Origin of the sequence: Kitasatospora sp. NPDC057965 (assembly GCF_042887135.1) — a bacterium.
GTDB lineage: Bacteria > Actinomycetota > Actinomycetes > Streptomycetales > Streptomycetaceae > Kitasatospora.
Genome location: NZ_JBHVPZ010000001.1, coordinates 427,881 through 448,576 on the forward strand (window position 1 = coordinate 427,881; position 20,696 = coordinate 448,576).

Consider the following 20,696-nt stretch of genomic DNA (forward strand, 5'->3'; position numbering starts at 1 on the left):
GCACCCACCGTCCGGGCCCTGCCGGCTCGGGGCCCCGCCGCCGCGGGGAACGTGGGAGGCCGGCCGCGGTCACGCACCGCGGCCGGCCTCCGGTCCGGGGTGGGCGGACCACTGCGTTTGATTCTGGCCCGGGAGGTGGACGCGATCCCATCCCCGGAACCTGGGATGGACGCGGGCCCCGAGTCCTGGGCCCGAGCCTTCGCGCCGTGCCGCCCGTCCGCTCAGAGGGCGGCGAGCAGTTCCCGGCCCAGCGGCCAGTCGCCCAGCCCGGAGTCGGAGTTGAGGTGCCCGAAGGCGCCGGTCTCGACGTAGCGCGCACCCCAGGCCTCGGCGAACCGCCGGGCCCGCTCCGGGGTGACCCACGGGTCGTCGGTGCTGCACACCACGGTGGCCGGGAACGGCAGCCGGGACAGCGCCACCGGGCGGAAGCCGGACAGCTCGGGCACGTCCGCGTGGTCGACGTCGGCGGGCGCGACCAGCAGCGCGCCGCGCACGGCCGCCGTCCGTCCGGCCGGCGCGGTGGCCGCCCAGCGGGCCACCGTCACACAGCCCAGGCTGTGCGCCACCAGGACCACCGGCCCGTCGACCGCCGCCTCGGCGACCGCCGCGTCCACCCGACCCACCCAGGCCTCCGGCTCCGGGTGGTCCCAGTCCTCCTGCCGGACCCGGACGAACACCGCCGGGTCGGCCGCCTCCCAGTGGCTCTGCCAGTGGGCCGGGCCGGAGTTCTGGTAGCCGGGCAGGACGAGATAGGTGGTGCGGTCCGACATCGGTGCGGACTCCCTCCGGGGCTGTCGCGGTCATGGGGCAGCACGGAGTCTAGGCGTGTGCCCCGATGGGGGCGCGCGCCGCCGACGGGGGGCGTGCGGGGGCGCGTGCGGGGTGGCGGCTGACCGGTGCGCCCCGTTGCGCGGGTGGGGCGGGTGAGGGAGGTTGGTGCGGTCCCGCACCGGTGCCCGCCGGTCGGGGTCCGTACCACTGCTCCACTGTTCGAGGACCGATCACTTCGGAGGGATGTCGACGATGGCATCGAAGATCCTGCTCGTCACCGGGGACGCCGCGGAGTCGCTGGAGGTGTTCTACCCGTACCAGCGGCTGCGCGAGGAGGGCTACCAGGTCGACATCGCGGCGCCGGCGAAGAAGCGGCTCCAGTTCGTGGTGCACGACTTCGTCGAGGGGTTCGACACCTACACCGAGAAGCCGGGCTACACCTGGCCCGCCGACGTGGCGTTCGCCGACGTCGACCCGGCCGACTACGTGGCCCTGGTCATCCCGGGCGGACGTGCCCCGGAGTACCTGCGCAACGACCCCGAGGTGCAGCGGATCGTCCGGCACTTCTTCGAGGGCGAGAAGCCGGTCGCGCAGATCTGCCACGGCCCGCTGGTGTCCGCCGCCGCCGGGGTGCTCGGCGGGCGGACCAGTGCCGCCTACCCGGCCCTGGAGCCGGACGTGAAGGCGGCGGGCGCGACCTACGTGGACGGCGAGGCGGTGGTGGACGGCGTGGTGGTCTCGGCCCGCGCCTGGCCCGACCACCCGGCGTGGCTGCGGGCGTTCATCGAGGTGCTGCGGGTCAAGGCCCCGGTCGCCTGATCGCCTGATCGCCTGTCCGCCCGACGCGGGGGCGCCGGCGGCCCGGCCGTCGGTGCCCCCCGAGCGGTTTCGGGGGGTGGCCCATCCTTGAGGGGGAGCGGCCCACCGTTCCCAGGTACGTCCAGGGTCGGAGCCGGTCTGGACCGTGGGCTGACGACCTGGTCCGCCACCGCCTGGCACCGTGTCAAGTGCCGAGATGCACAGGGGTGTTGAACGCACCCGTCGGCATGGACACGGGAAGGTGGACGGACATGGCGGAACGCAGGGGCGGAACGGATCCGGGCGGTCGCGGGGGCGCGGGGCGTCGCCGTCGCCCGGCCGCGCGCCTGGTGGCGCTCGCGCTCGCCGGCGCGGGCCTGGTCGGGGTGACGGCCCCGGCGGCCGGCGCCCTCGGCGCGGCGGGGCCGGTCGGGGTGGTGACGGTGACCGGCACTCAGGACGGCGCGACGCCGGACACCGGTGCGCGGGGGCCGCGCAAGGGCGTCGACCCGAGGGCCCTGGACGCGGCGGTGCGCGCCATCGTCGACTCCGGCGGCGCCTCGGCCTCGCTCGCCCGGGTCGGCGAGCACGGCCGCACCCTGTGGAAGGGCGCCGCCGGTACCGCCGACTACGCCACCGGCGCCCCGGCCTCGGCCACCGGCCGGTTCCGGATCGGCAGCGTGACCAAGACCTTCGTCTCCACCGTCGTGCTCCAGCTGGTCGCGGAGGGTCGGCTCGGCCTGGACGATCCGGTGGAGAAGCTGCTTCCGGGCGCGGTGCCGAACGGTGCGAACATCACCCTGCGCCAGCTGCTCAACCACACCAGCGGGCTGTTCGACTACACCGAGGACCAGGCCTTCGACCCGGGAGCACCCGGTGCCCTCGAACGGTGGCTGGCGAACGGTCGCTACACCCGCTGGACACCGGAGCAGCTCATCACGCTGGCCAACAACCACCCGGCGTACTTCCCGCCCGGCCAGGGCTACCACTACTCCAACACCGACTACATCCTGGCCGGGCAGATCATCCAGCGGGCCACCGGCCGCACCTGGCAGCAGGAGGTCGAGCGCCGCGTCATCCGTCCGCTGGGCCTGACCGCCACCTCCATGCCCGACCACGAGACGGCCGTCCCCGGCCCGCACGCGCACGGCTACTTCGACCTGCCCGACGGCCGCGTGGACGTCACCGAACTGGACCCGAGCATGGCGGGCGCGTCGGGAGCCGGGATCTCCACCACCGCCGACCTCAACACCTTCATCACCGCCCTGCTCGGCGGACGGCTGCTGCCCCGGCCGCAGCTCGCGGAGATGATGACGGTCACCCCGCAGAGCCAGGGCGGGTACGGCCTGGGCCTGGAGCGGACCACCACCGACTGCGGTGAACTCTGGGGTCACACCGGCGGCATCCCCGGCTTCAGCACCTTCCTGTACAGCACCGCCGACCTGCGCCGCCAGCTCTCGGTGTCGATGAACGGCAGCGGCCTCTCGACCCCGCTGCCCACCAGGAAGGCCTTCGAGAAGCTGGTCGCCGCCGCGACCTGCGACACCCCGGCCCCACTCGGCCGGGACTGACCCCGGACCGCCGGCCCGCCCCGGAGTACCCCCAGGACCGGGGGCACTCCGGGACGGGTCTCCGGGGCACCCCCGGGCGGGCCTCGGGGCATCCCCTGCCCGGAGGCCTACCCGAGGGGCGGCCGCCGTGCGAGGGTCGTAGCCGAGTCGCAGCCGGTACGGACGGTGAGCTGACGACATTTCGGAAATGTCTGTCGACCTGTCAGTTCGGGTGACTGGCAAGGACATTGGCGGAATCGGATGGCGATGGGCAGGGGAGGGTTCATGGGCAGGACGGAGCGCTGGGACGGAGCGGACCCGGGGGCGGCGCGGGGGCGGTCCCGAGCGGCAGCGGAACGCCGGCGCGGGACGGCGGTGCGCGTCGTGGCACTCGCGCTTGCGGGTGCGGGTCTGGTGGGTGCGGCGGCCCCGACGGCCGGCGCCCTCGGCACGGCGGCGCCGACCGCGGTGGTGGCGGTGACCGGTCCCCGGGACACGGCGGTGGACGCCGCCGGCCGTGGCCCGCGGACGGGCGTCGACGCCAGGGCCCTGGAGGCCTCGGTGCGCGGCATGCTCGCGGGGGACGGCGTGACCGCCTCGCTCGCCCGGGTCGGCGAGTACGGCCGCACCCTGTGGAAGGGCGCCGCCGGTACCGCCGACGTCACCACCGGCGCCCCGGCCTCCCCGGACGGCCGGTTCCGGATCGGCAGCCTGACCAAGAGCTTCGTCTCCACCGTCGTGCTCCAGCTGGTCGCGGAGGGTCGGCTCGGCCTGGACGATCCGGTGGAGAAGCTGCTGCCGGGCGCGGTGCCGAACGGTGCGAACATCACCCTGCGCCAGCTGCTCAACCACACCAGCGGGCTGTTCGACTTCGCCGACGATCCGGCCCTCGGCCCCGGGAAGGACCCCGTCAAGGTCCAGGAGTGGCTGGACACCGGCCGCTGGACCCGCTGGACGCCGCAGCAGCTGATCGCCCTGGCCAACGCCCACCCGCCGTACTTCGCGCCCGGCCAGGAGTTCCACTACTCCAACACCAACTACGTCGTGGTCGGGCAGATCGTCCAGCGGGCCACCGGCCGCAGCTGGCAGCAGGAGGTGGAGCGCCGGATCATCCGCCCGCTGGGCCTGACCGGCACCTCGATGCCCGTCCACGAGACGGCCATCGCCGGTCCGCACGCGCACGGCTACCTCGCGCACCCCGGTGGTCCCACGGACGTCACGCGGCTGGACCCGAGCATGGCGGACGCGGCCGGCGCCGGGATCTCCACCACCGCCGACCTCAACACCTTCATCACGGCCCTGCTCGGGAGGCGCCTGTTGCCCCGGCCGCAGCTCGCGGAGATGACGACGGTCGCCCCGCAGAGCGACGGGAGGTACGGCCTCGGCCTGGAGCGGGCGACCACGCCCTGCGGCGGCACGCTCTGGGGCCACACCGGAAGCATCCACGGCTACCTCACCGCCGTCTTCTCCACCGCCGACCTCCGCCGGCAGTTCGCGGTCGCGATCAACGCCGACGGCGAGCAGCTGCCCCGGGCCACCGGGGAGGCCTACGGGAAGCTGGTCGACGCGGCGACCTGCACCGGCTGACCGGGGCGACCCGGCTCCCGGACCGGCCGGGCGGGGATGCCATCATGGCCCGCACCTGATGGGCCGTCGTCACGAGGAGGACGAGAGATGGCAGAGCCGCTGATCGCCGAAGTCGGGGGCCGGGTGCCCGCCGTCGACCCGGGCGCCTTCGTCGCACCGAACGCGGTCGTGGTGGGCAGCGTGACGGTCGGCGCGGGGGCGAGCGTCTGGTACGGCGCGGTGCTGCGCGGGGACGCCGAGGCGATCACGGTCGGCGCGGGCAGCAACGTCCAGGACAACTGCACCCTGCACGCCGACCTGGGCTTCCCGCTGGTGATGGGGGAGCGGGTCTCGGTCGGCCACAACGCCGTGCTGCACGGCTGCGTGATCGAGGACGACGTGCTGGTCGGGATGAACGCCACCGTGCTCAACGGCGCCCGGATCGGCGCGGGCTCGCTGGTCGCGGCCGGCGCCGTGGTGCCGCAGGGCATGGAGGTCCCGCCCGGCTCGCTGGTCGCCGGGGTGCCGGCCAAGGTCCGCCGCGAGCTGACCGAGGAGGAGCGGGCCGGCATCAAGTTCAACGCGGAGGGCTACCTGCTGCTCGCCGACGGCCATCGTGGGCTGCGCCCGCTGCCGCCGGCCGCCTCCGCCTGAGCCGGTGCCTCAGCGGCCCGCGCCGACCCGCTTCTCCGCGGCCGGCGCGGGCCCGGGCACCCGGCCCGCGGCGCCGCCCGCGCCGCTCCCACGTCCGGCGGCGACCACGACCGTCGGCGTCCGCCCGCGCCGCCGCCGGTCGGCGGCCCAGGCGGTCACCGCGATCACCGCGCCCGAGGCCGCCAGGCCCGAGCCGACCAGCGGCGGCGAGGTCCAGCCCAGCCCCGCGTCCAGCGCCAGCCCGCCGAAGAACGCGCCCTGGGCGTTCGCCAGGTTGAACGCGCCCTGCACGGTCGCCGAGGCCAGCGTCGGAGCGCCGTGCGCCTCGCGCATCACGAGCGTCTGCACCGCCGGTACGATCGCGAACCCGAACAGCCCGACCAGCACCACCGTCACCGCCGCCGACCACTCGGTGCGGGCGGTCACCGCGAACAGCGCCAGCACGGCGGCGAGCAGCAGGAACGCGGCGCACACGGTCGGTCGCAGCGCGCGGTCGGCCGCGTACCCGCCGAGCAGGTTGCCGATCGTCATCCCCACCCCGAACAGCGCCAGCACCAGGGTCACCGAGCCGGTCGCGTACCCGGAGACCTCGGTGAGCAGCGGGGTGATGTAGGAGTAGCAGGCGAAGAAGCCGCCGCAGCCGAAGACCACGGTGGCCAGCGCCAGCCAGAGCTGCCCGCTGCGGAACGCGCCCAGCTCGTGCCGCAGGCCCGCCTGCGCGGGGGAGGGCAGCTCCGGGACGAGCCGGGCGATCGCCACCGCCCCGGCCGCGCCGATCGCGACCACCACCAGCATGGTCGCCCGCCACCCCAGGTGCTGGCCGAGCAGCGTCGCGGCGGGCACCCCGACCACGTTGGCGAGGGTCAGCCCGGAGAACATCACCGCGACCGCCCGGGCCCGCCGGTCCGGGGCCACCAGCTCGGCCGCCGCCACCGCCCCGGCGCCGAAGAACGCCCCGTGCGGCAGCCCGCTGACCAGCCGGGCGGCGGCCAGCGTCCAGAAGTCGGGGGCGAGCGCGCAGAGCAGGTTCCCGAAGGCGAAGAAGGAGGCCAGCGCGACCAGCACCGCCTTGCGCGGCCGTCCGGCGGCGAGCGCGGTGAGCAGCGGCGCCCCGATCACCACGCCGAGCGCGTACGCCGAGATCAGCCAGCCGGCCTGCGGGATCGAGACGTCCAGGCCGTCCGCGACCTGGGGGAGCAGCCCCATGGCGGCGAACTCGGTGGTTCCGATGGCGAACGCGGTGACGGCCAGGGCGACCAGCGCGAGAGGCAAGGGGGTACTCCGGGAGGGAAACGGGAGGAGTCGGGATTGTCCGGCCGAAATCCTAATCCGGATTCCTGTGCGACCGGATGACGTGCCCGTGTGGGGCGGTGGACGGTCCGGTGACGGACGGGGGTCGCCTCCCGGACGTCCGCGCGGGAGACTGGGGTCATGTGCCGCAGTATCAAGACGCTGAGACCACCCGTGACGCCCGACGCCACGGCGGAGGACTACCGCGCGGCCGCGCTCCAGTACGTGCGGAAGGTGTCCGGCTTCCGGGCGCCGGCCGCGCACAACCGCGAGGCCTTCGACCGGGCCGTGGACGCCGTCACGGAGGCCACCGCCCAGCTGCTCGCGGAGCTGGAGGTCCGCGGCGCCTCCGCCCGTCCGGCCAGGGCCGCCGCCTAGCGGCCGGGTCGAACAGGCACCAGGAGGTCGGTGATGAGTCCCGTCACCCGTTACGCACTCACCTTCCCGGGCACCCCCGGCACCCAGGCCCCGCAGGACGTCGTCGTGGTCGCCCGCACCAGCGCCACCGGGCCCGGCGGTCACCCGGTGTACGAGGACCCCAGCGGCATCGTGCGGGCCGAGATCAGCGACGCGGGGGAGGTCCGGATGCTCGCCACCGGCGGCCACCAGACACCGCACTGTCCGGTGCACGCCCAGGCGCTGCCCTGACGCCCGCCGCGGCTGCGCCCCGGTCCCGCCCCGGTCTCGCCACGGTGTCCCGCCGCGGTGTCCCGCCCCGGTGACACCGCCGTTCCCGTGGGGCAGACTCCGGACATGACCACAGCACGCTGGCAGGGCACCGTCGTCGCCGAGAGCGAGGACACCGTCGTCGTCGAGGGCAACCACTACTTTCCGGCCGACTCCGTGCGCACCGAGTACCTGCGCCCGTCGGACACCACCACCGTCTGCGGCTGGAAGGGCACCGCCGAGTACTACTCGCTGCACGTCGACGGCGCGACCAACCCGGACGCGGCCTGGTACTACGCCGACCCCGATCCGGCGGCCGAGCACATCCGCGGCCGGGTGGCGTTCTGGCGGGGCGTGGAGATCACCGAGTGAACCGGCCCGGTTCCGACCGGGGACCCGGCGCCGGCTGACGGCCCGGGCCGTCAGCACGCGGCCGTCGGAACGCGGCCGTCGTCGTCCTGTCGCGGGACCGGGACACCCCCGGGGCGTATCGCCGCACCCCGCCGGGTACCGCCACACCATGGCAATCTTCAGGAAGCCGGGACGGCCCGCACAGCCCGAGCCCACCCCCGACCGCGTCGCCGACGAGCTGGCGGGCCTGGTCGAGGAACTCGAACGCCCCGCACCCGGCGAGCCCGTCGAGGGCGGCCCCGGCGGGCTCGCCGAGTACCGGGCGGTCGTCGAGCGCGGCCGACGGCGCGGCGCCCGGCTGGTCTCCGCCATCGCCCGCCGGCTCGGCACCGGGAGCCGGGCCGCCGCCAAGGGCGCCGCGTACGGCGGCCGCGCCCTCACCGAGCAGCTGCTCCAGACCGCCCCGCGCATCCCGGTCCGCACCCTCGCCACGCTGCGCGCCCAGCACCCCGGCGCCACCGACCCCGAGAAGCTCGCCGACCTGCTGATCACCGGAGCGAGCCGGGCCTCCAGCGCGCTCGGCGCCGGTGTGGGCGCCGCCGCGATGCTCCCGGTGCCGCCCGCGATGCCGGTGGAGATCGCCGCCGAGACCATCGCCGTCGCGGCCGTCGAGATCAAGCTGATCGCCGAACTGCACGAGGTCTACGGCTCTCCCGTCCAGGGGACCGCCACCCAGCGGGCCGGCGCCTACGTCGGCGCCTGGGCCAACCGGCGCGGCATCGATTCCACGCTGCTCGCCAAACCGGCCGGTCTGACCGCGATGGCGCTCGGCAGCGAGGTGCGCCAGCAGGTGCGCCGCCGGCTCACCCGCAGCTCGCTGCGCCGCCTGCCGTCGCTGACCCCGCTGCTGGTCGGCGCGGGCATCGGCGCCACGGTCAACCTGCGCGACACCCGCAAGGTGGCCCGCGAGGTCCGCAAGGACCTGCGCGGGCGCCCGCCGGCCGACCCGGGGTACTGGGTGGCCGCGGCCCCCGCCCCGAAGCCGCAACGCGGCGACTGACCGGGGCACCCGCGGCGGCCCGGCACCGCCCGGGGACACCGTGCGGAGCCGGGCCGGGCGGTGCCGGACGGTGTGGGCCGGGCGGTGCCGGGAAGGGCCGGGTCAGCCGGCCGGTGTCCGCGGGGCCGCCGCGCCCCGCCCCGCCTTGACGGCGTTCACCATCGCCTGGTGGACGGCCCGCGCCGTGTTCTCGTCGGCCGCCGGCACCGGACTGCCCGCCACCGAGTACCAGTCCAGCGCGCCGGTGTACTGCACGGTGAGCTGCGCCTCGCCGTCCACCCAGGTGGTGTGCACGGTGAGGTCGCCCGAGATCGGGCCGACCTCGACGGTGGTGACCCCGCCGGGCCCGCTGATGATCGACTGGGTGGTCCAGGTGGCCCACGAGGACCGGGGATCCAGCGGAGGCGCCGCCCGCCCCGCCGTCCCGCCCGTCCCGCCCGCCGGGCCCTGTCCCGCCGTGCCCTGCTGCTGTTCGGTCATGCGCCCATCCTCCCTCGCCGGTCCGCCGCCGCTCGGGCAGCGACACCGGCGGTCGCGAAGGCCGCCCGGGACTCGGGCGGCCTTGTGGCAACTGGTGTGTCGAAGCGGTCGGAGCGGGTCAGGAGCCCGCCCTCGGCTCCTCCTGGGGCTCGCCCTCCGCCTGCGAGGTGTCCTGTGCGTGCTGGTTCTGCATCGAGGTGATGCCCTCCTCGGGGTCGGCCGCGCGGACGTCCTCGTCCCGGTCCGTGCTCACCTCGGAGCGTGCGCTCATGTCGGTCATCGCGGGCTCCGTCTCCTCGGCCGGCCGGGGCGACCGGACCCGCCTCGGCACACCGTGGTGCCGGGCGGCCGCCGGGCCGGTTCGCTGTTTCGCACCTCCAGCCTGCCTCCGCACCCCGGCGAGGGCCAACCGGGCGGGTGCCGACCCCCGCCCGGCTGAGACCGGGTTCAGGCGCCACCCGGTGTCACCAGGCGACCGGCAGCGACCTCAGCCCGTAGATCAGCGCCTCCGCGCGGAACTCCAGCGCCTCCTCCGGCACCGCCAGGCGCAGCCCCGGCAGCCGCCGGAACAGCGTGGCCAGCGCGATCTGCAGCTCCGCCCGGGCCAGCGGCTGCCCCAGGCACTGGTGCACCCCGAAGCCGAAGGCGAGGTGCCGGCGCGCCTCCCGGCCGAGGTCGACCTCGTCCACGCCCAGCCGGCCCTCGGTGCCGAACAGGGCGTCGTCCCGGTTGGCCGTCGACAGCATCGCCATCACCCCGTCCCCGGCACGGATCAGGGTGCCGCCCAGCTCGACGTCCTCCAGCGCCAGCCGCGGCACCCCGGTGTGCACGATGGTGAGCAGCCGCAGCAGCTCCTCGACCGCGCCGGGCACCGCCGCCGGGTCGGCGAGCCGGGCGGCCTGCTCGGGGCGGCGCAGCAGCAGCGCGGTGGAGAGCGCGATCATGTTGGCGGTGGTCTCGTGCCCGGCGACCAGCAGCAGCACCCCCGTCGACGCGACCTCCCGGAGGGTGAGGTCGTCGCGCGCCGCCAGCCGGCTCACGATGTCCTCGCCGGGCTCGGAGCGCTTCCGCTCGGCGAGCCGGGTCAGGTAGTCCAGCAGATTGCCCTGCGCCCGGGCGATGTCCCGGTCGTCGGCGTCGGTGGCGAGCAGCAGCCGGCTGTTCTCCTGGAACGCCTCCCGGTCCTCGTACGGGACGCCGAGCAGCAGACAGATCACCAGCGAGGGCACCGGCAGCGCGAACTCGGAGACCAGGTCGGCCGGGCCGCCCCCGGCCGTCATCCGGTCGAGCGCCTCGTCCACGATCTGCTGGACGTCGGGGCGCATCTCCTCCACCCGCTTGACCAGGAAGTCGCCGGTGACCATGCGGCGCAGCCGGGCGTGCTCGGGGTCGTCGAGGCGCAGGAAGGACGGGTTGGCGGCGACCAGCGCGCGCCGCCCCTCGCTCAGGAACGGGAACGCGGGCCGCCGGGCGTCGGAGCTGAACCGGTGGTCCGAGAGCACCGTGCGGACCTCCTGGTAGCCCGTCACCAGCCAGCAGGGGCTGCCGTCGGGGAGTTCCGCGCGGCTGACCGGGCCGGTGCTCGCGGCCTCGGTGTACGCGGGCGGCGGCGCGAACGGGCAGGCCGTGTCGCGCCGGGCGGGGATCGGGGTGACGGGGACGGTGGACATGCTCAAGGTGGTCTCCTCGCGTGACGGGTGAGAGCCGTGGCAGGCGGTGGGAGACGGCGGGAGGGCGGCGGGGCCCGGGCGGTGGTCGTCAGTCGGTGGTGCCGGGCCCGTCGGTGCGGGTGTCGGTGCCGGTGCCGGTGCGGGTGTCGGTGCGGGTGTCGGTCTCGGTGACGCTGATCGCACCGCCGGGGCAGAGGTCGGCGGCGAGGCGCACGTCGGCGAGGAGCGCGGCGGGCACGGCGGCCAGGCGGAGGTTCACCAGGCCGTCCCGCTCGTCCTGTTCGAAGACCTCGGGCGCCGTCATGACGCACTGGCCGGAGCTGCAGCAGCGGTCCCGGTCGACGTTCACCTGCATGTCGGACACCTCTCCGTGGTGTGGCACCGGGCGCGCCCGGGCCGGGTCGCCCTCCGCTGTCACGGCCAAGCTAACCCCGGCTCCCGTCGCACACGAAGAGTGGACGGCCACTTCGCGGAGAATGGCCGATATGCCTCCGGTCGTGAACTGGTTTGCCAAAAACGGAGTTTGATCTGCCATCAGTTGGTTGTTCCGGGTAAGTGCCGATGGGTCCGGGCGGCGCTCAGCCGAGGCCCTCCGCGGCGGCGATCTCCCGGACGGTGGCGACGGTGTCGGCCTCCGCCGCGCTCTTGTCGCCCCGGTAGCGCACCACCCGGGCGAACCGCAGCGCCAGCCCCGCCGGGTAGCGCGGGCTGCGCTGGACGCCGTCGAAGGCGATCTCGACGACCAGCTCGGGCCGTACCCGGACGGTCCAGGCGTCCCGCTCGACCTCGCGGGCCAGCAGCTCCCCGGTCTGCCAGGCGAGCGTCTCGTCGGTGAGCCCCTTGAAGGTCTTGCCGAGCATCACCCACGGGCCCAGCCCCGGCTCGCCGCCCGCCCGCGCGCCCAAGTGCAGATTGCTGAGGAAGCCCCGGCGCCGTCCGCTGCCCCACTCGGCGGCCAGGACCACCAGGTCCAGGGTGTGCCGCGGTTTGACCTTGACCCAGCCGGCGCCGCGCCGCCCGGCCCGGTAGCCGGCCGCCGGGTCCTTCACCAGCACCCCTTCGTGGCCGTGCGCGAGGGCCTGCTCGAAGAAGGCGAGCGCCCCGGCGGGGTCCCCGGTCTCGGTGTGCGCCACCCGCAGCCCGGCCGGGACCGCCCCGGCGAGCGCGGCCCAGCGCTCCCGCCCCGGGTGGTCCACCAGGTCCTCGCCGTCCCGGTGCAGCAGGTCGAAGAAGTACGCGCCGAGCGGGACCTCGGCGCGCAGCCGCTCCGGGTCCCGGCGGGCCGCGGTGCGGGCGGCGGTCTCCTGGAAGGGCCGCGGCCGGCCGTCCGGTCCGAGTGCGAGGGCCTCGCCGTCCAGCACCGCCGCGCGCACCGGCAGCGCCAGCGCGGCCTCCACCACTTCGGGCACCCTGGCGGTGATGTCGTCCAGCGACCGGGTGAAGACGCCGACGTCCCGCCCGTCCCGGTGCACCTGCACGCGGATGCCGTCCAGCTTCCACTCCAGTGCCACCGGCCCGGCGAACCGCTCCAGCGCCGCACCGACGTCCGGCGCCGAGGCTGCCAGCATCGGCCGCACCGGCCGGCCGACCTCCAGGCGGAACGCGTCCAGCGCCGGCCGCCCGCCGGTCAGCGCGGCCTCGGCGACCGCCCGGGCCGAGCCGCGGAACATCAGCGCCCGGCGCACCGCCGCCGCCGGGACCCCGGCGGCCTGCGCGAGGGCGTCCGCGACCACCGCGTCCAGCGCGCCCTGGCGCAGATCGCCGAGCAGGACGGCGCGCAGGAACGCCTGCTCCGCGTCGGTGGCCCGCTCGAACAGCCCGGTCAGCAGACGGTGCCGCTCCGCGCGGGCGCCCGCGCCGTGCACGGCGGCGATCGCCTCCAGCGCCCGTTCCGTCTCCCGCACGCCCAGCCCGGGTTCGGCGGCGGGTGGCGGGAGGTCGCGCAGGGCGGCGGGGCCGAGGCCGGTGCGCAGCCGCTGCGACTCGCCGGACAGCAGCGCGACCGCCGACGGTGCCTCGTCCGGGCCGAGCGCGCGCAGGCAGTCGGCGAGCAGCCCGGTCTTGGCCCGGCGGCCGGGCTCGGCCGCCACGGCGCGGGAGGTCAGGGCCAGGCCGCGGAGCAGCATCGCGGGCCTCCTCGGGAGGGCGGGGTCCCGGGGCGGGGGCATCGCGGGCCGGGGGTCCAGGATCGGCGATCCGGGCCGCCGACGCGCGGCGGGCGGCGGGAGGCAGGGGCGGCCGCGGCCGCCCACCGTCGGGTCGGCCGCGGCCGGTCCAGCCGACGGATTGGCGTGGCGGTGCGGCGCACTTGGCCACGCTGTCGATCGGTGCCCGAGCGGACGGGCCGTCATGCTGGCGCGCATCCCAGCCCACCCGCCACCCACCCAGGGGAGCCCCGCATGACCTCGGACACCACCGCCACCGAGCCGGACGTCACTGACCCGGCTGCTGCCACCCACTGGAGCGTCGACGCGCCGGCCGACGCCGACTTCGCCGCCTGGCGCGAGCTGTTCCGCGGCTACTGCGCCTTCTACGGGGTGCCGATCCCCGACGAGAAGGCCGAGCTGGTCTGGTCGTGGCTCACCGACCCGGCCCACGAGCTGGACGGCCTGCTGGTTCGCGACGCCGACGGCACCCCGGTCGGTCTCGCCCACTACCGGCCCTTCGTGCGCCCGCTGCACGGCGCGGTCGCCGGCTTCCTCGACGACCTGTTCGTCGCCCCCGGGGCGCGGGGCGGCGGGGCGGTCGACCTGCTGCTCGCCCGGCTGCGCGAGATCGCCGCCGAGCGCGGCTGGAACGCCGTCCGCTGGATCACCTCGGAGGACAACTACCGCGCGCGCAGCAAGTACGACCAGGTCGCCACGCGCACCCGGTTCGTCACCTACGACATGCCCCCGGCCGACGCCTGACGGCGCTGCGCCGCTGCGTCACCCCGTCCCGCGCCGTCCTGCTGTTCCGCCGTCCTGTTCGGAAATCAGTTCGCACTTTTCCGTTATTCGGTGATCCGCAGGCGGTCTCCCCTGTGTCGGCACCCGTCCGGCGGACCCTCCCGCCGGACCCGACGGACCCGAACACAGGAAGCGTGCGCAGGTGAACAGCGAAGACCGGACCACCATCCTCCCCGCGACCGGGCGTCCCGGCCCCGGTGGGCGTTCCGCGCGGCGCGCGGCGGAACGGCGAAGCGGCCACGGCCGACGGCGCCGCCGCGGCGGGGTCGGACCGGTGGTGGCCGTGGTCGCGACCGTGGCAGGGACGGGCGTGATCGCCGCACTGACCGGAGCCGGGTACGCGGTGTACCGGGGCGAGGAGGGGACCGACACCGCCGTCCGGGCCGTTGCCCACGAGCCCCTGGTCGCCGCGGAGGCCGGCGACCGGAACGGCATCCAGGTACCCGGGGCGGGCGCCGCCGCCCCGGAGGCGGCCCCGGTCGCGACCGACCAGGCCCCGACGGCCGGGACCTCACCCACGAGCCCCGTGACGTCTGCCGCCCCGGCGGCCACCACCCCGGGCCGGGCCGCTTCCGGCGGGCCCGGTACCGCCTTCGCCGCGCCGCACACCCCGGCCGCGAGCACGGCACCCGCCGGCGCCGAGCCCGCCACCGGCGGGGCCACCGACCCGCAGCGGCCGAGCGCTCCGGCGTCGGCCCCCGCCACCGCCGACGCCCCTGCCACCCCGACCGCGACCGCGGCCGTCGGTGCCAAGCCCTCCGCGACCGCCCCGCGTCCGAGCGCCACCACCAAGCCCGGCGGCTCGTCCAACGGCTCCTTCGCCCAGCAGGTGGTGGACCTGGTCAACGTCCAGCGCTCGCAGGTCGGCTGCGGACCGCTCACCGTCGACGCCCGGCTGACCACCGCCGCCCAGGTGCACAGCGACGACATGGCCGACCGGAACTTCTTCGACCACGCCAGCCCCGAGGGCTACCACGCCGACCACCGCATCGAGGCGGCCGGCTACCGCTGGAGCACCTGGGGCGAGAACATCGCGCGCGGCCAGAAGGATCCGGCGGCGGTGATGGAGTCCTGGATGAACAGCCCGGGTCACCGCGCCAACATCCTCAACTGCTCCTTCAAGCAGATAGGCGTCGGCGTCCGGACCGGCTCGGGCGGCCCGTGGTGGACGCAGGTCTTCGCCGCGCCGTCCTGACCGCCCGTCCGGGCCCGTCTCCTCGCCGCCCGTCCGGGCTCGTCCTCCCGCCGCCGTCCGGGGCCGCCGGACGGCGGCGGGCCTCCGATTTTCCGTATCAGCGTGAATTGTTGTTATCTGAGCACTCCCCAGAAGTCTCCGAGGAGGCAGCGGCGGACGGACGACAGCAAGACGGAGTGCGGACCCATGAACGTAGACGTGCAGAGCAGGACCGGGACGACCCTGGTGCTCGCGGCCCAGGCGGGCGACCCGCAGGCGCGCGAGGCGCTGGTCGCCGCCTGGTTCCCGCTGGTCTACAACGTCGCCGGCCGGGCGCTGAACGGCCACGCCGACGTGGACGACGTCGCCCAGGAGACCATGATCCGGGCCCTGGACGGCCTGGCGGGCCTGCGCGACCCGGAGGCGTTCCGGTCCTGGCTGGTCGCGATCACCATGAACCAGGTCCGCAGTCGCTCGACCGGTCAGCAACAGGCCGCCGTCGGCGGCCTGGACGAGAGCTGGGAGCTGGCCGACCCGCGAGCGGACTTCACCGACCTGACCATCCTCCGGCTCGGCCTCTCCGGCCAGCGCCGGGAGGTCGCCGAGGCCACCCGCTGGCTGGACCCGGACGACCGGGAACTGCTCGCCCTCTGGTGGCTGGAGGCGGGCGGTGAGCTCACCCGGGCCGAACTCGCCGAGGCGCTCGACCTGACGCCGCAGCACGCCGCCGTGCGCGTCCAGCGGATGAAGAAGCAACTGGAGGCCGGCCGGGTGGTGGTCCGCGCGCTGTCCGCCTACCCGCGCTGCCCGGAACTCGCCGAGCTGACGGCGGGCTGGGACGGCACGCCGAACTCCGTCTGGCGCAAGCGAACAGCCCGGCACATCCGCGACTGCGCCGCCTGCGACGGGCTGGGGCGCGACCTCGTCCCGGCGGAGGGGCTGCTGGCCGGGCTGGCGCTGGTCCCGGTGCCGCTGGGCGGCCCGCACGGGCTGGTCTTCCAGGCGACGGGCGCGGCGGGTGCCACGGGCGGGACTGGCGCGGAGGGCGGCGGGACCTCGGGCCCCGCCGACGCGGCGGGTACGGGGGGCACCGCGGGGGGCACGCCGCCCGGCCCACCGCCCGCCGACCCGGCCGGAGGAACCGGCGGCTGGGCCGGGTACGCCCGCCGGAAGACCGTGCTGGCGGGCGGGACGGCGGCCGTGCTCGCGGCGGCGACGCTCGCGATGGTCTGGCCCCAGTACTCCGGTCCGGGCGACCCCGCCCCGGAGACGACCACCCCGGCCGCCGCCCTGGACGCCCCGGACCGGACCGCGTCAACCCCGTCGGCCCCGGCGCCGCCGCCCCCGGCACCCGCCGCGCCGAGCCCGAGTACGCCCCCGTCGGCCACTGCCGTACCCGCCCCGGCGGATCCACCGCCGGCGCCGACCGGTCCGGCGCTCACGCCCACCGCGAGCGCGAGCAGTGCCCGGCCGAGCACGGCCCCGGCCGTCCCGGCCAATCCGGAGCGCCAGCTGGTCGACCTGGTCAACGCCGAGCGGGCCCGGCGCGGCTGCGCCCCGCTGCGGATCGACCCGAAGCTGCGCGCCGCCGCCCAGAAGCACTCCGAGGACATGGCCGCCCGCAACTTCTTCGACCACGTCGCCCCCGACGGCAGCCGGACGGACACCCGGCTGACCGCGGCCGGCTACCGCTGGTCGCAGTGGGGCGAGAACCTCGACCGGGGACCGAGCACCCCGGCCGTGGTCTTCTCCCGCTGGATGGACGGCGGCATCCACCAGTCGAACATGCTGGACTGCGCGTTCAAGGACGTCGGCATCGGCGTGGCCACCGGCCCCGGCGGCCCGTACTGGACCCAGGACCTCGGCACCCCGCTCGGCTGAGCGTCGTACCGAGGCGCGTCCGCCGGGTCAGACCGGCAGGCCGACCAGCCCCGGCGCCTCGCCCGTGACGTGGCCGGTGGTCTGGCCGACCACCCCGGTGGCGTCCCCGACCTGCCCCGGCAGGGCGTCCGGCACCGAGGCGAGCGGCCCGCTCTGCAGCGGTCCGGTCAGGTCGCCCTGGCCGACGAGGCCGGCGGCGTGGGCGCTGGGGGCGGTCAGGGAGGCCACGACGCCGACGGCGAGCGAGGCGACGGCGAGCATGCTGCGCTTCTTCATGCCCCCTCCAACGACGCTCCGCCACCCGGGTCACGGCCCGGCCGTGGACCAGGGGCGCGCCGGGGTCGGCGGCGCGCCCCCACGGTCACCGCTCGCGGACGCTCACTTCGTCCGGCCGGACGGCGTGAGCGGGGTGGCCGGGGTGAGCGGGCCGTCCGAAGCCTGTCCGGCCGGGCGGATCGAGGCGGCCATCCTGTCCAGCGTCGTGAGCGTCTCCTTCGACGGACGGCGCAGACAGCCCGTCAGCTGGACGACCTCGGGCCGCCCGCCCAGGACGAGCCTCCGGAACCCGAGCACCTGCTGGGTGCCGCCCATCGCCATGCACTCCTTGTCGTTCGACGCGGAGTGCAGCAGTTCCTCGCCCTCGTACTTGCCGACGGCGCCCGGATCGCGCACCAGTCGGAGTGCGAGCACCACGCCGTCGTCGGACAGCCCCCCCGCGGCGACGCACACCGACTCCTGCAGGCCGGCGCGGATCGGGCAGCCGGGCTCGTCGGACAGCTGCTGGGAGGCGAGGTAGCCGACGGGCGCCGGATGGTCGGGGGCGGGCAGCACCGTGAGGTCGTACCAGCCCTCCGGAACGTCGACGGCGATGTCGTCCAGCACGCCGAAGCGGACCGTCCTCTGGTCGGCGGCCCCGGACCCGCTGTCCGGCGAGGCGCTCGGGGATGCGCCGGAGGGCGGGGCTGAAACGGCCGGGCCGAGCGCGGTGGCCGGCGGGCCGGGCGCCAGGGCGGGGGCCGCGGCCAGCACGGCGACGGTCAGCCCGACGGCCAGTCCGCCCGCGAGGGCGGCGCGGCGACGGCGACGGCGGGTCCGGAGCACCCGGGCCAGCACGCGCTCCAACCGGTCCTCGGGGGAGGGCAGCTGGGGGGCGGCCAGCTGGAGCAGGACCCGCAGCTCGTCCGCCACCTCGCGGTCCTCCGCCGTCTCCTGGTCCCCGGCGCCCGCAGCGGTGAACTCAGGATCCGTCACGACGACCCCCGTCCATGAGCAGCTCCCGGGCGGGCAATCGACCGCGCAGCGCCTGCAGGGCGCGATGCGTCTGGCTCTTGACGGTGCCCGTGGTGCAGCCCAGCGCCTCGGCGGTGTCCTCCACGCTGAGGTCCTCGAAGAAGCGCAGCACCACCACCGCCCGCTGCCGGGGCGGCAGCGCCCGGACGGCGGCCGCCACCACCTGGCCCATCACCACGTCGTCGAACGGGTCCGCGGCCGACGGCGGCTCGGGCAGCTGCTCGTGCGGCAGCTCCCCGTGCCAGCGGCGGCGCCACCACGAGACGTGCGAGTTCACCAGCACCCGGCGCACGTACGCCTCGGGCCGGTCGATGGAGATCTGCTCCCAGCGCGGCCACACCTTGGCGAGCGCCGTCTGCAACAGGTCCTCGGCCAGGTGCGGGTCGCCGGTCAGCAACCAGGCCATCCGGAGCAGCCGGGGGCTGCGGGCGGCGACGAACTCCTCGAAGTCCGGTGTCGCGTTCCTCATCCCGCTGCCCCCGCCATGCCGTTCCCGCCACCGTTTCCGTCACCCGCACCGCCACGTCGGCGGCGGTCCTGCCGGTCGGCCGTGGCCGCCGGGTCCTCGCTGTCGTTCTCACGGCTGCTGAACGCGTTGGGGTCCGCTCCGGGTTGCCCCGCTCGGCGGTCCGGTTTTCCGGCCTCCTGTGCCGGAGGGTCCGGCCGGGGCTCCGCGGGGGTGCCGGGGCGGCGGGGCAGAGCGTCGCGGGGGGCAGGGCGTCGCGCGGCAGGGCGGGGGCGGCCGGCCGCGGACGCTGGACGGCCCGCGAGCCGGCCGGGACTCGGCCGGGCGGCGGGCGGGCCGTGGCCACCACGATCCGCCCCCCACCACGGCCCGCCAAGGGCGCGCGAAGGGCGCCCGGGGGCACCGGCAGGGCGCGCCCGACCGGGCGGTCCGCCCGCCCCACGCCGCCCGCCGCCACGCCACGTCGCCGCCTCCCGACCGTTCAGAGCGTCCCCGGCCCGTGCGGCACACCTCCCGCCTCCCGGGCGACGCCGGGATCCACCTGGTCCACCGTCCAGTCGGGGTGACCGGGCATCGGCGGAGTCCGCTCGCCGTAGAGCCACGGGTGGAGGAAGGCGCTCAGCGGCTGCCCGGACACCTCGTCGGCCGTGCGCAGGAAGTCGGCGGTGGTGGCGGTGCCATGGCGGTGGCGCCGCAGGAAGGCCTGTTCGATCCGGTCGAACACCTCCGGCCCGACCCGCTCCCGCAGGGCGAACAGCACCAGGGCGCCCCCGGTGTAGCGCTGGCTGTCGAACAGCGTCGCGGCGGTCGGCGCCGCCACCGGACCGGAGTCGTGGCGCCACTGGTCGCCCCGGGCGTAGACGGCGCGCATCCGGTCGGTGAGGGTGGTGAAGCCGCCGGAGTCCGGCCAGCCGCGCTCGTAGCGGTACATCAGCCCGTAGAAGTCGGCATGGCCCTCGTTCAGCCAGAGGTCGGCCCAGCTGCCCGGGGTGACGCTGTTGCCGAACCAGGAGTGCACCAGCTCGTGCATCATGTGCGAGCCGATCAACGGCTCCGCCCGGCGCAGGAAGTCCGGCTTGTAGAGCGTCAGCGTCTGCGTCTCCAGCCCGGTGAAGTCGAACGCCGCGGGATCGTCGGTGTCGACGGGCAGCAGCCCGTACGTCTCGAACGGGAACCGCCCGAGGTGCTGCTCGGCCCAGGCCAGCTGGCCGGGCGTCAGGGCGAGGGCCGGTTCCAGGTCGGCGGCCCGCGCGGTGGGCACGACGTCGCGCAGCGGCAGGCCGTCCGGGCCCCGGCGCTCGCGGACCGTGTAGCGGCCCACCGAGGCCTGGACCAGCTCGGTCGCCATCGGCTCCTGCGAGACGTAGCGCCGGGTGGTCGTGCCGTCGGGGTGCGGCTCGGTGGCGGTGAGCAGGCCGCCGGCCGCGCCGTACAGCTCGTCGGGCGCGGTGACGGCGATGGTGAAGCGGGCCTTGTCGCCCGGCCGGTCGTTGCACGGGAAGACGGTGTGCGCGCCGTCCGGCTGCCCGGCCACCGCGAAGCCGTCCGGAGTCACCACCCACCCGGTGTGCGGCAGCGCGGCGCGCGGGTCGGCGGTGTACTCGACCTCCACCCGCAACACGGTGCCCGCCCGCACCGGCCGGGTCGGCAGCACGGTCAGCTTCTCCTCGTGCGCCCGGAACCCGGCCGGGCGGCCGTCGACCCGTACCGCGTGCACGTCCAGGCCGAGCGCGTCCAGCTCCAGGCCCGCCGACCGCTTCAGCACGCGGGCGGTCAGCACGGTGGTCCCGTCGACCTTGCGGTCGGCGGGCCGGTAGTCGAACGCGAGGTCGTAGGCGAGCGCGTCGTAGGCGGTGGTGCCGAGCGCGGGGAACACGGGGTCCCCGGTGCCCGCGGCCGGCACGCCGGCCGCCGGGGTCGGCCCGAGCGGGAGCACGGCCAGCGCGAGCGCGGCGGTGAGGACGGAACGGTGCCAGGACAAGGCGATCACCTCTCTCGTGTCGAAGCTCTCCTGTCGAACGGACCCGCTCCCGGCACCGGAGCGGGCCCCGGTTCCGATGAGCGATCTACTGGGCACGGAC

The 20,696-nt window shown here is 76.0% G+C and carries 22 protein-coding genes; 11 read left to right on the forward strand and 11 right to left on the reverse strand.

Going from position 1 to position 20,696, the window contains the following annotated elements:
- Positions 1–221: 221 nt before the first annotated feature.
- Positions 222–770, reverse strand: a complete 549-nt coding sequence (locus tag ACFVVU_RS01745) for an RBBP9/YdeN family alpha/beta hydrolase (protein ID WP_387787662.1) — start codon at positions 768–770, stop codon at positions 222–224.
- 253 nt (positions 771–1,023) lie between these two features.
- On the opposite strand from ACFVVU_RS01745, the gene ACFVVU_RS01750 reads away from it, so the two are divergent.
- From ACFVVU_RS01750 to ACFVVU_RS01765, 4 genes are all read left to right on the forward strand, one after another.
- Positions 1,024–1,590 (forward strand): DJ-1/PfpI family protein, encoded by a 567-nt coding sequence (locus tag ACFVVU_RS01750; protein WP_355361459.1) that lies wholly within the window; start codon positions 1,024–1,026, stop codon positions 1,588–1,590.
- 251 nt (positions 1,591–1,841) lie between these two features.
- Positions 1,842–3,140: a serine hydrolase domain-containing protein gene (locus tag ACFVVU_RS01755; RefSeq protein WP_380684890.1), complete on the forward strand. Its 1,299-nt coding sequence runs from the start codon at positions 1,842–1,844 to the stop codon at positions 3,138–3,140.
- Between the two features lie 363 nt (positions 3,141–3,503).
- Positions 3,504–4,706 carry a serine hydrolase domain-containing protein gene (locus ACFVVU_RS01760; protein ID WP_387787663.1) on the forward strand — a complete coding sequence of 401 codons (1,203 nt, stop codon included), beginning with the start codon at positions 3,504–3,506 and terminating at the stop codon, positions 4,704–4,706.
- Between the two features lie 87 nt (positions 4,707–4,793).
- Positions 4,794–5,339: a gamma carbonic anhydrase family protein gene (locus tag ACFVVU_RS01765; protein WP_387787666.1), complete on the forward strand. Its 546-nt coding sequence runs from the start codon at positions 4,794–4,796 to the stop codon at positions 5,337–5,339.
- 9 nt (positions 5,340–5,348) lie between these two features.
- Here the strand turns inward: ACFVVU_RS01765 and ACFVVU_RS01770 are convergent, their stop codons facing one another.
- Positions 5,349–6,611 carry an MFS transporter gene (locus ACFVVU_RS01770; protein ID WP_387787669.1) on the reverse strand — a complete coding sequence of 421 codons (1,263 nt, stop codon included), beginning with the start codon at positions 6,609–6,611 and terminating at the stop codon, positions 5,349–5,351.
- A 159-nt stretch (positions 6,612–6,770) separates the two neighbouring features.
- Between ACFVVU_RS01770 and ACFVVU_RS01775 the strand changes: the two genes are divergently transcribed.
- The 4 genes from ACFVVU_RS01775 (at position 6,771) to ACFVVU_RS01790 (ending at position 8,706) form a co-directional block, all read left to right on the forward strand.
- The gene (locus ACFVVU_RS01775) at positions 6,771–7,007 is read left to right on the forward strand and encodes a DUF2277 domain-containing protein (RefSeq protein WP_380684886.1); all 237 of its coding nucleotides are present in this window, start codon (positions 6,771–6,773) and stop codon (positions 7,005–7,007) included.
- Positions 7,008–7,040: 33 nt separating this feature from the next.
- Positions 7,041–7,277, forward strand: a complete 237-nt coding sequence (locus ACFVVU_RS01780; RefSeq protein ID WP_380684885.1) for a DUF6296 family protein — start codon at positions 7,041–7,043, stop codon at positions 7,275–7,277.
- Positions 7,278–7,382: 105 nt separating this feature from the next.
- Positions 7,383–7,667 (forward strand): DUF427 domain-containing protein, encoded by a 285-nt coding sequence (locus ACFVVU_RS01785; RefSeq protein WP_380684884.1) that lies wholly within the window; start codon positions 7,383–7,385, stop codon positions 7,665–7,667.
- A 148-nt stretch (positions 7,668–7,815) separates the two neighbouring features.
- Complete coding sequence (locus tag ACFVVU_RS01790; protein ID WP_387787672.1) at positions 7,816–8,706, forward strand: hypothetical protein; 891 nt, start codon at positions 7,816–7,818, stop codon at positions 8,704–8,706.
- A gap of 102 nt (positions 8,707–8,808) precedes the next feature.
- Here the strand turns inward: ACFVVU_RS01790 and ACFVVU_RS01795 are convergent, their stop codons facing one another.
- The 5 genes from ACFVVU_RS01795 to ACFVVU_RS01815 all read right to left on the reverse strand — a co-directional run bounded on the left by ACFVVU_RS01795 (position 8,809) and on the right by ACFVVU_RS01815 (position 12,982).
- Complete coding sequence (locus ACFVVU_RS01795; RefSeq protein WP_380684893.1) at positions 8,809–9,105, reverse strand: hypothetical protein; 297 nt, start codon at positions 9,103–9,105, stop codon at positions 8,809–8,811.
- Positions 9,106–9,304: 199 nt separating this feature from the next.
- Complete coding sequence (locus tag ACFVVU_RS01800; RefSeq protein ID WP_355361438.1) at positions 9,305–9,466, reverse strand: hypothetical protein; 162 nt, start codon at positions 9,464–9,466, stop codon at positions 9,305–9,307.
- Between the two features lie 184 nt (positions 9,467–9,650).
- Positions 9,651–10,856: a cytochrome P450 gene (locus ACFVVU_RS01805; RefSeq protein ID WP_387787738.1), complete on the reverse strand. Its 1,206-nt coding sequence runs from the start codon at positions 10,854–10,856 to the stop codon at positions 9,651–9,653.
- An 88-nt stretch (positions 10,857–10,944) separates the two neighbouring features.
- Complete coding sequence (locus ACFVVU_RS01810; RefSeq protein WP_387787675.1) at positions 10,945–11,211, reverse strand: ferredoxin; 267 nt, start codon at positions 11,209–11,211, stop codon at positions 10,945–10,947.
- 223 nt (positions 11,212–11,434) lie between these two features.
- Positions 11,435–12,982 carry an ATP-dependent DNA ligase gene (locus ACFVVU_RS01815; protein WP_387787677.1) on the reverse strand — a complete coding sequence of 516 codons (1,548 nt, stop codon included), beginning with the start codon at positions 12,980–12,982 and terminating at the stop codon, positions 11,435–11,437.
- Positions 12,983–13,255: 273 nt separating this feature from the next.
- Between ACFVVU_RS01815 and ACFVVU_RS01820 the strand changes: the two genes are divergently transcribed.
- The 3 genes from ACFVVU_RS01820 to ACFVVU_RS01830 all read left to right on the forward strand — a co-directional run bounded on the left by ACFVVU_RS01820 (position 13,256) and on the right by ACFVVU_RS01830 (position 16,859).
- Positions 13,256–13,765: a GNAT family N-acetyltransferase gene (locus tag ACFVVU_RS01820; RefSeq protein WP_380690410.1), complete on the forward strand. Its 510-nt coding sequence runs from the start codon at positions 13,256–13,258 to the stop codon at positions 13,763–13,765.
- 349 nt (positions 13,766–14,114) lie between these two features.
- Positions 14,115–14,999, forward strand: coding sequence for a CAP domain-containing protein (locus ACFVVU_RS01825; RefSeq protein WP_387787679.1), 885 nt, complete (start codon positions 14,115–14,117; stop codon positions 14,997–14,999).
- A 186-nt stretch (positions 15,000–15,185) separates the two neighbouring features.
- A complete protein-coding gene (locus tag ACFVVU_RS01830) occupies positions 15,186–16,859 on the forward strand; it encodes a sigma-70 family RNA polymerase sigma factor (protein WP_387787682.1) in 1,674 nt (557 codons plus the stop codon).
- 27 nt (positions 16,860–16,886) lie between these two features.
- On the opposite strand, the gene ACFVVU_RS01835 is transcribed toward ACFVVU_RS01830, so the two are convergent.
- The 4 genes from ACFVVU_RS01835 to ACFVVU_RS01850 all read right to left on the reverse strand — a co-directional run bounded on the left by ACFVVU_RS01835 (position 16,887) and on the right by ACFVVU_RS01850 (position 20,596).
- A complete protein-coding gene (locus tag ACFVVU_RS01835) occupies positions 16,887–17,135 on the reverse strand; it encodes a hypothetical protein (RefSeq protein ID WP_380689298.1) in 249 nt (82 codons plus the stop codon).
- Between the two features lie 102 nt (positions 17,136–17,237).
- Positions 17,238–18,110 (reverse strand): hypothetical protein, encoded by an 873-nt coding sequence (locus ACFVVU_RS01840; protein WP_387787684.1) that lies wholly within the window; start codon positions 18,108–18,110, stop codon positions 17,238–17,240.
- On the reverse strand, positions 18,097–18,618 hold the full coding sequence (locus ACFVVU_RS01845; RefSeq protein WP_387787686.1) for a SigE family RNA polymerase sigma factor: 522 nt from the start codon (positions 18,616–18,618) through the stop codon (positions 18,097–18,099). The genes ACFVVU_RS01840 and ACFVVU_RS01845 overlap by 14 nt, the downstream gene beginning before the upstream one ends.
- A gap of 478 nt (positions 18,619–19,096) precedes the next feature.
- Positions 19,097–20,596 carry a M1 family metallopeptidase gene (locus ACFVVU_RS01850; protein ID WP_387787689.1) on the reverse strand — a complete coding sequence of 500 codons (1,500 nt, stop codon included), beginning with the start codon at positions 20,594–20,596 and terminating at the stop codon, positions 19,097–19,099.
- Positions 20,597–20,696 lie beyond the last annotated feature (100 nt).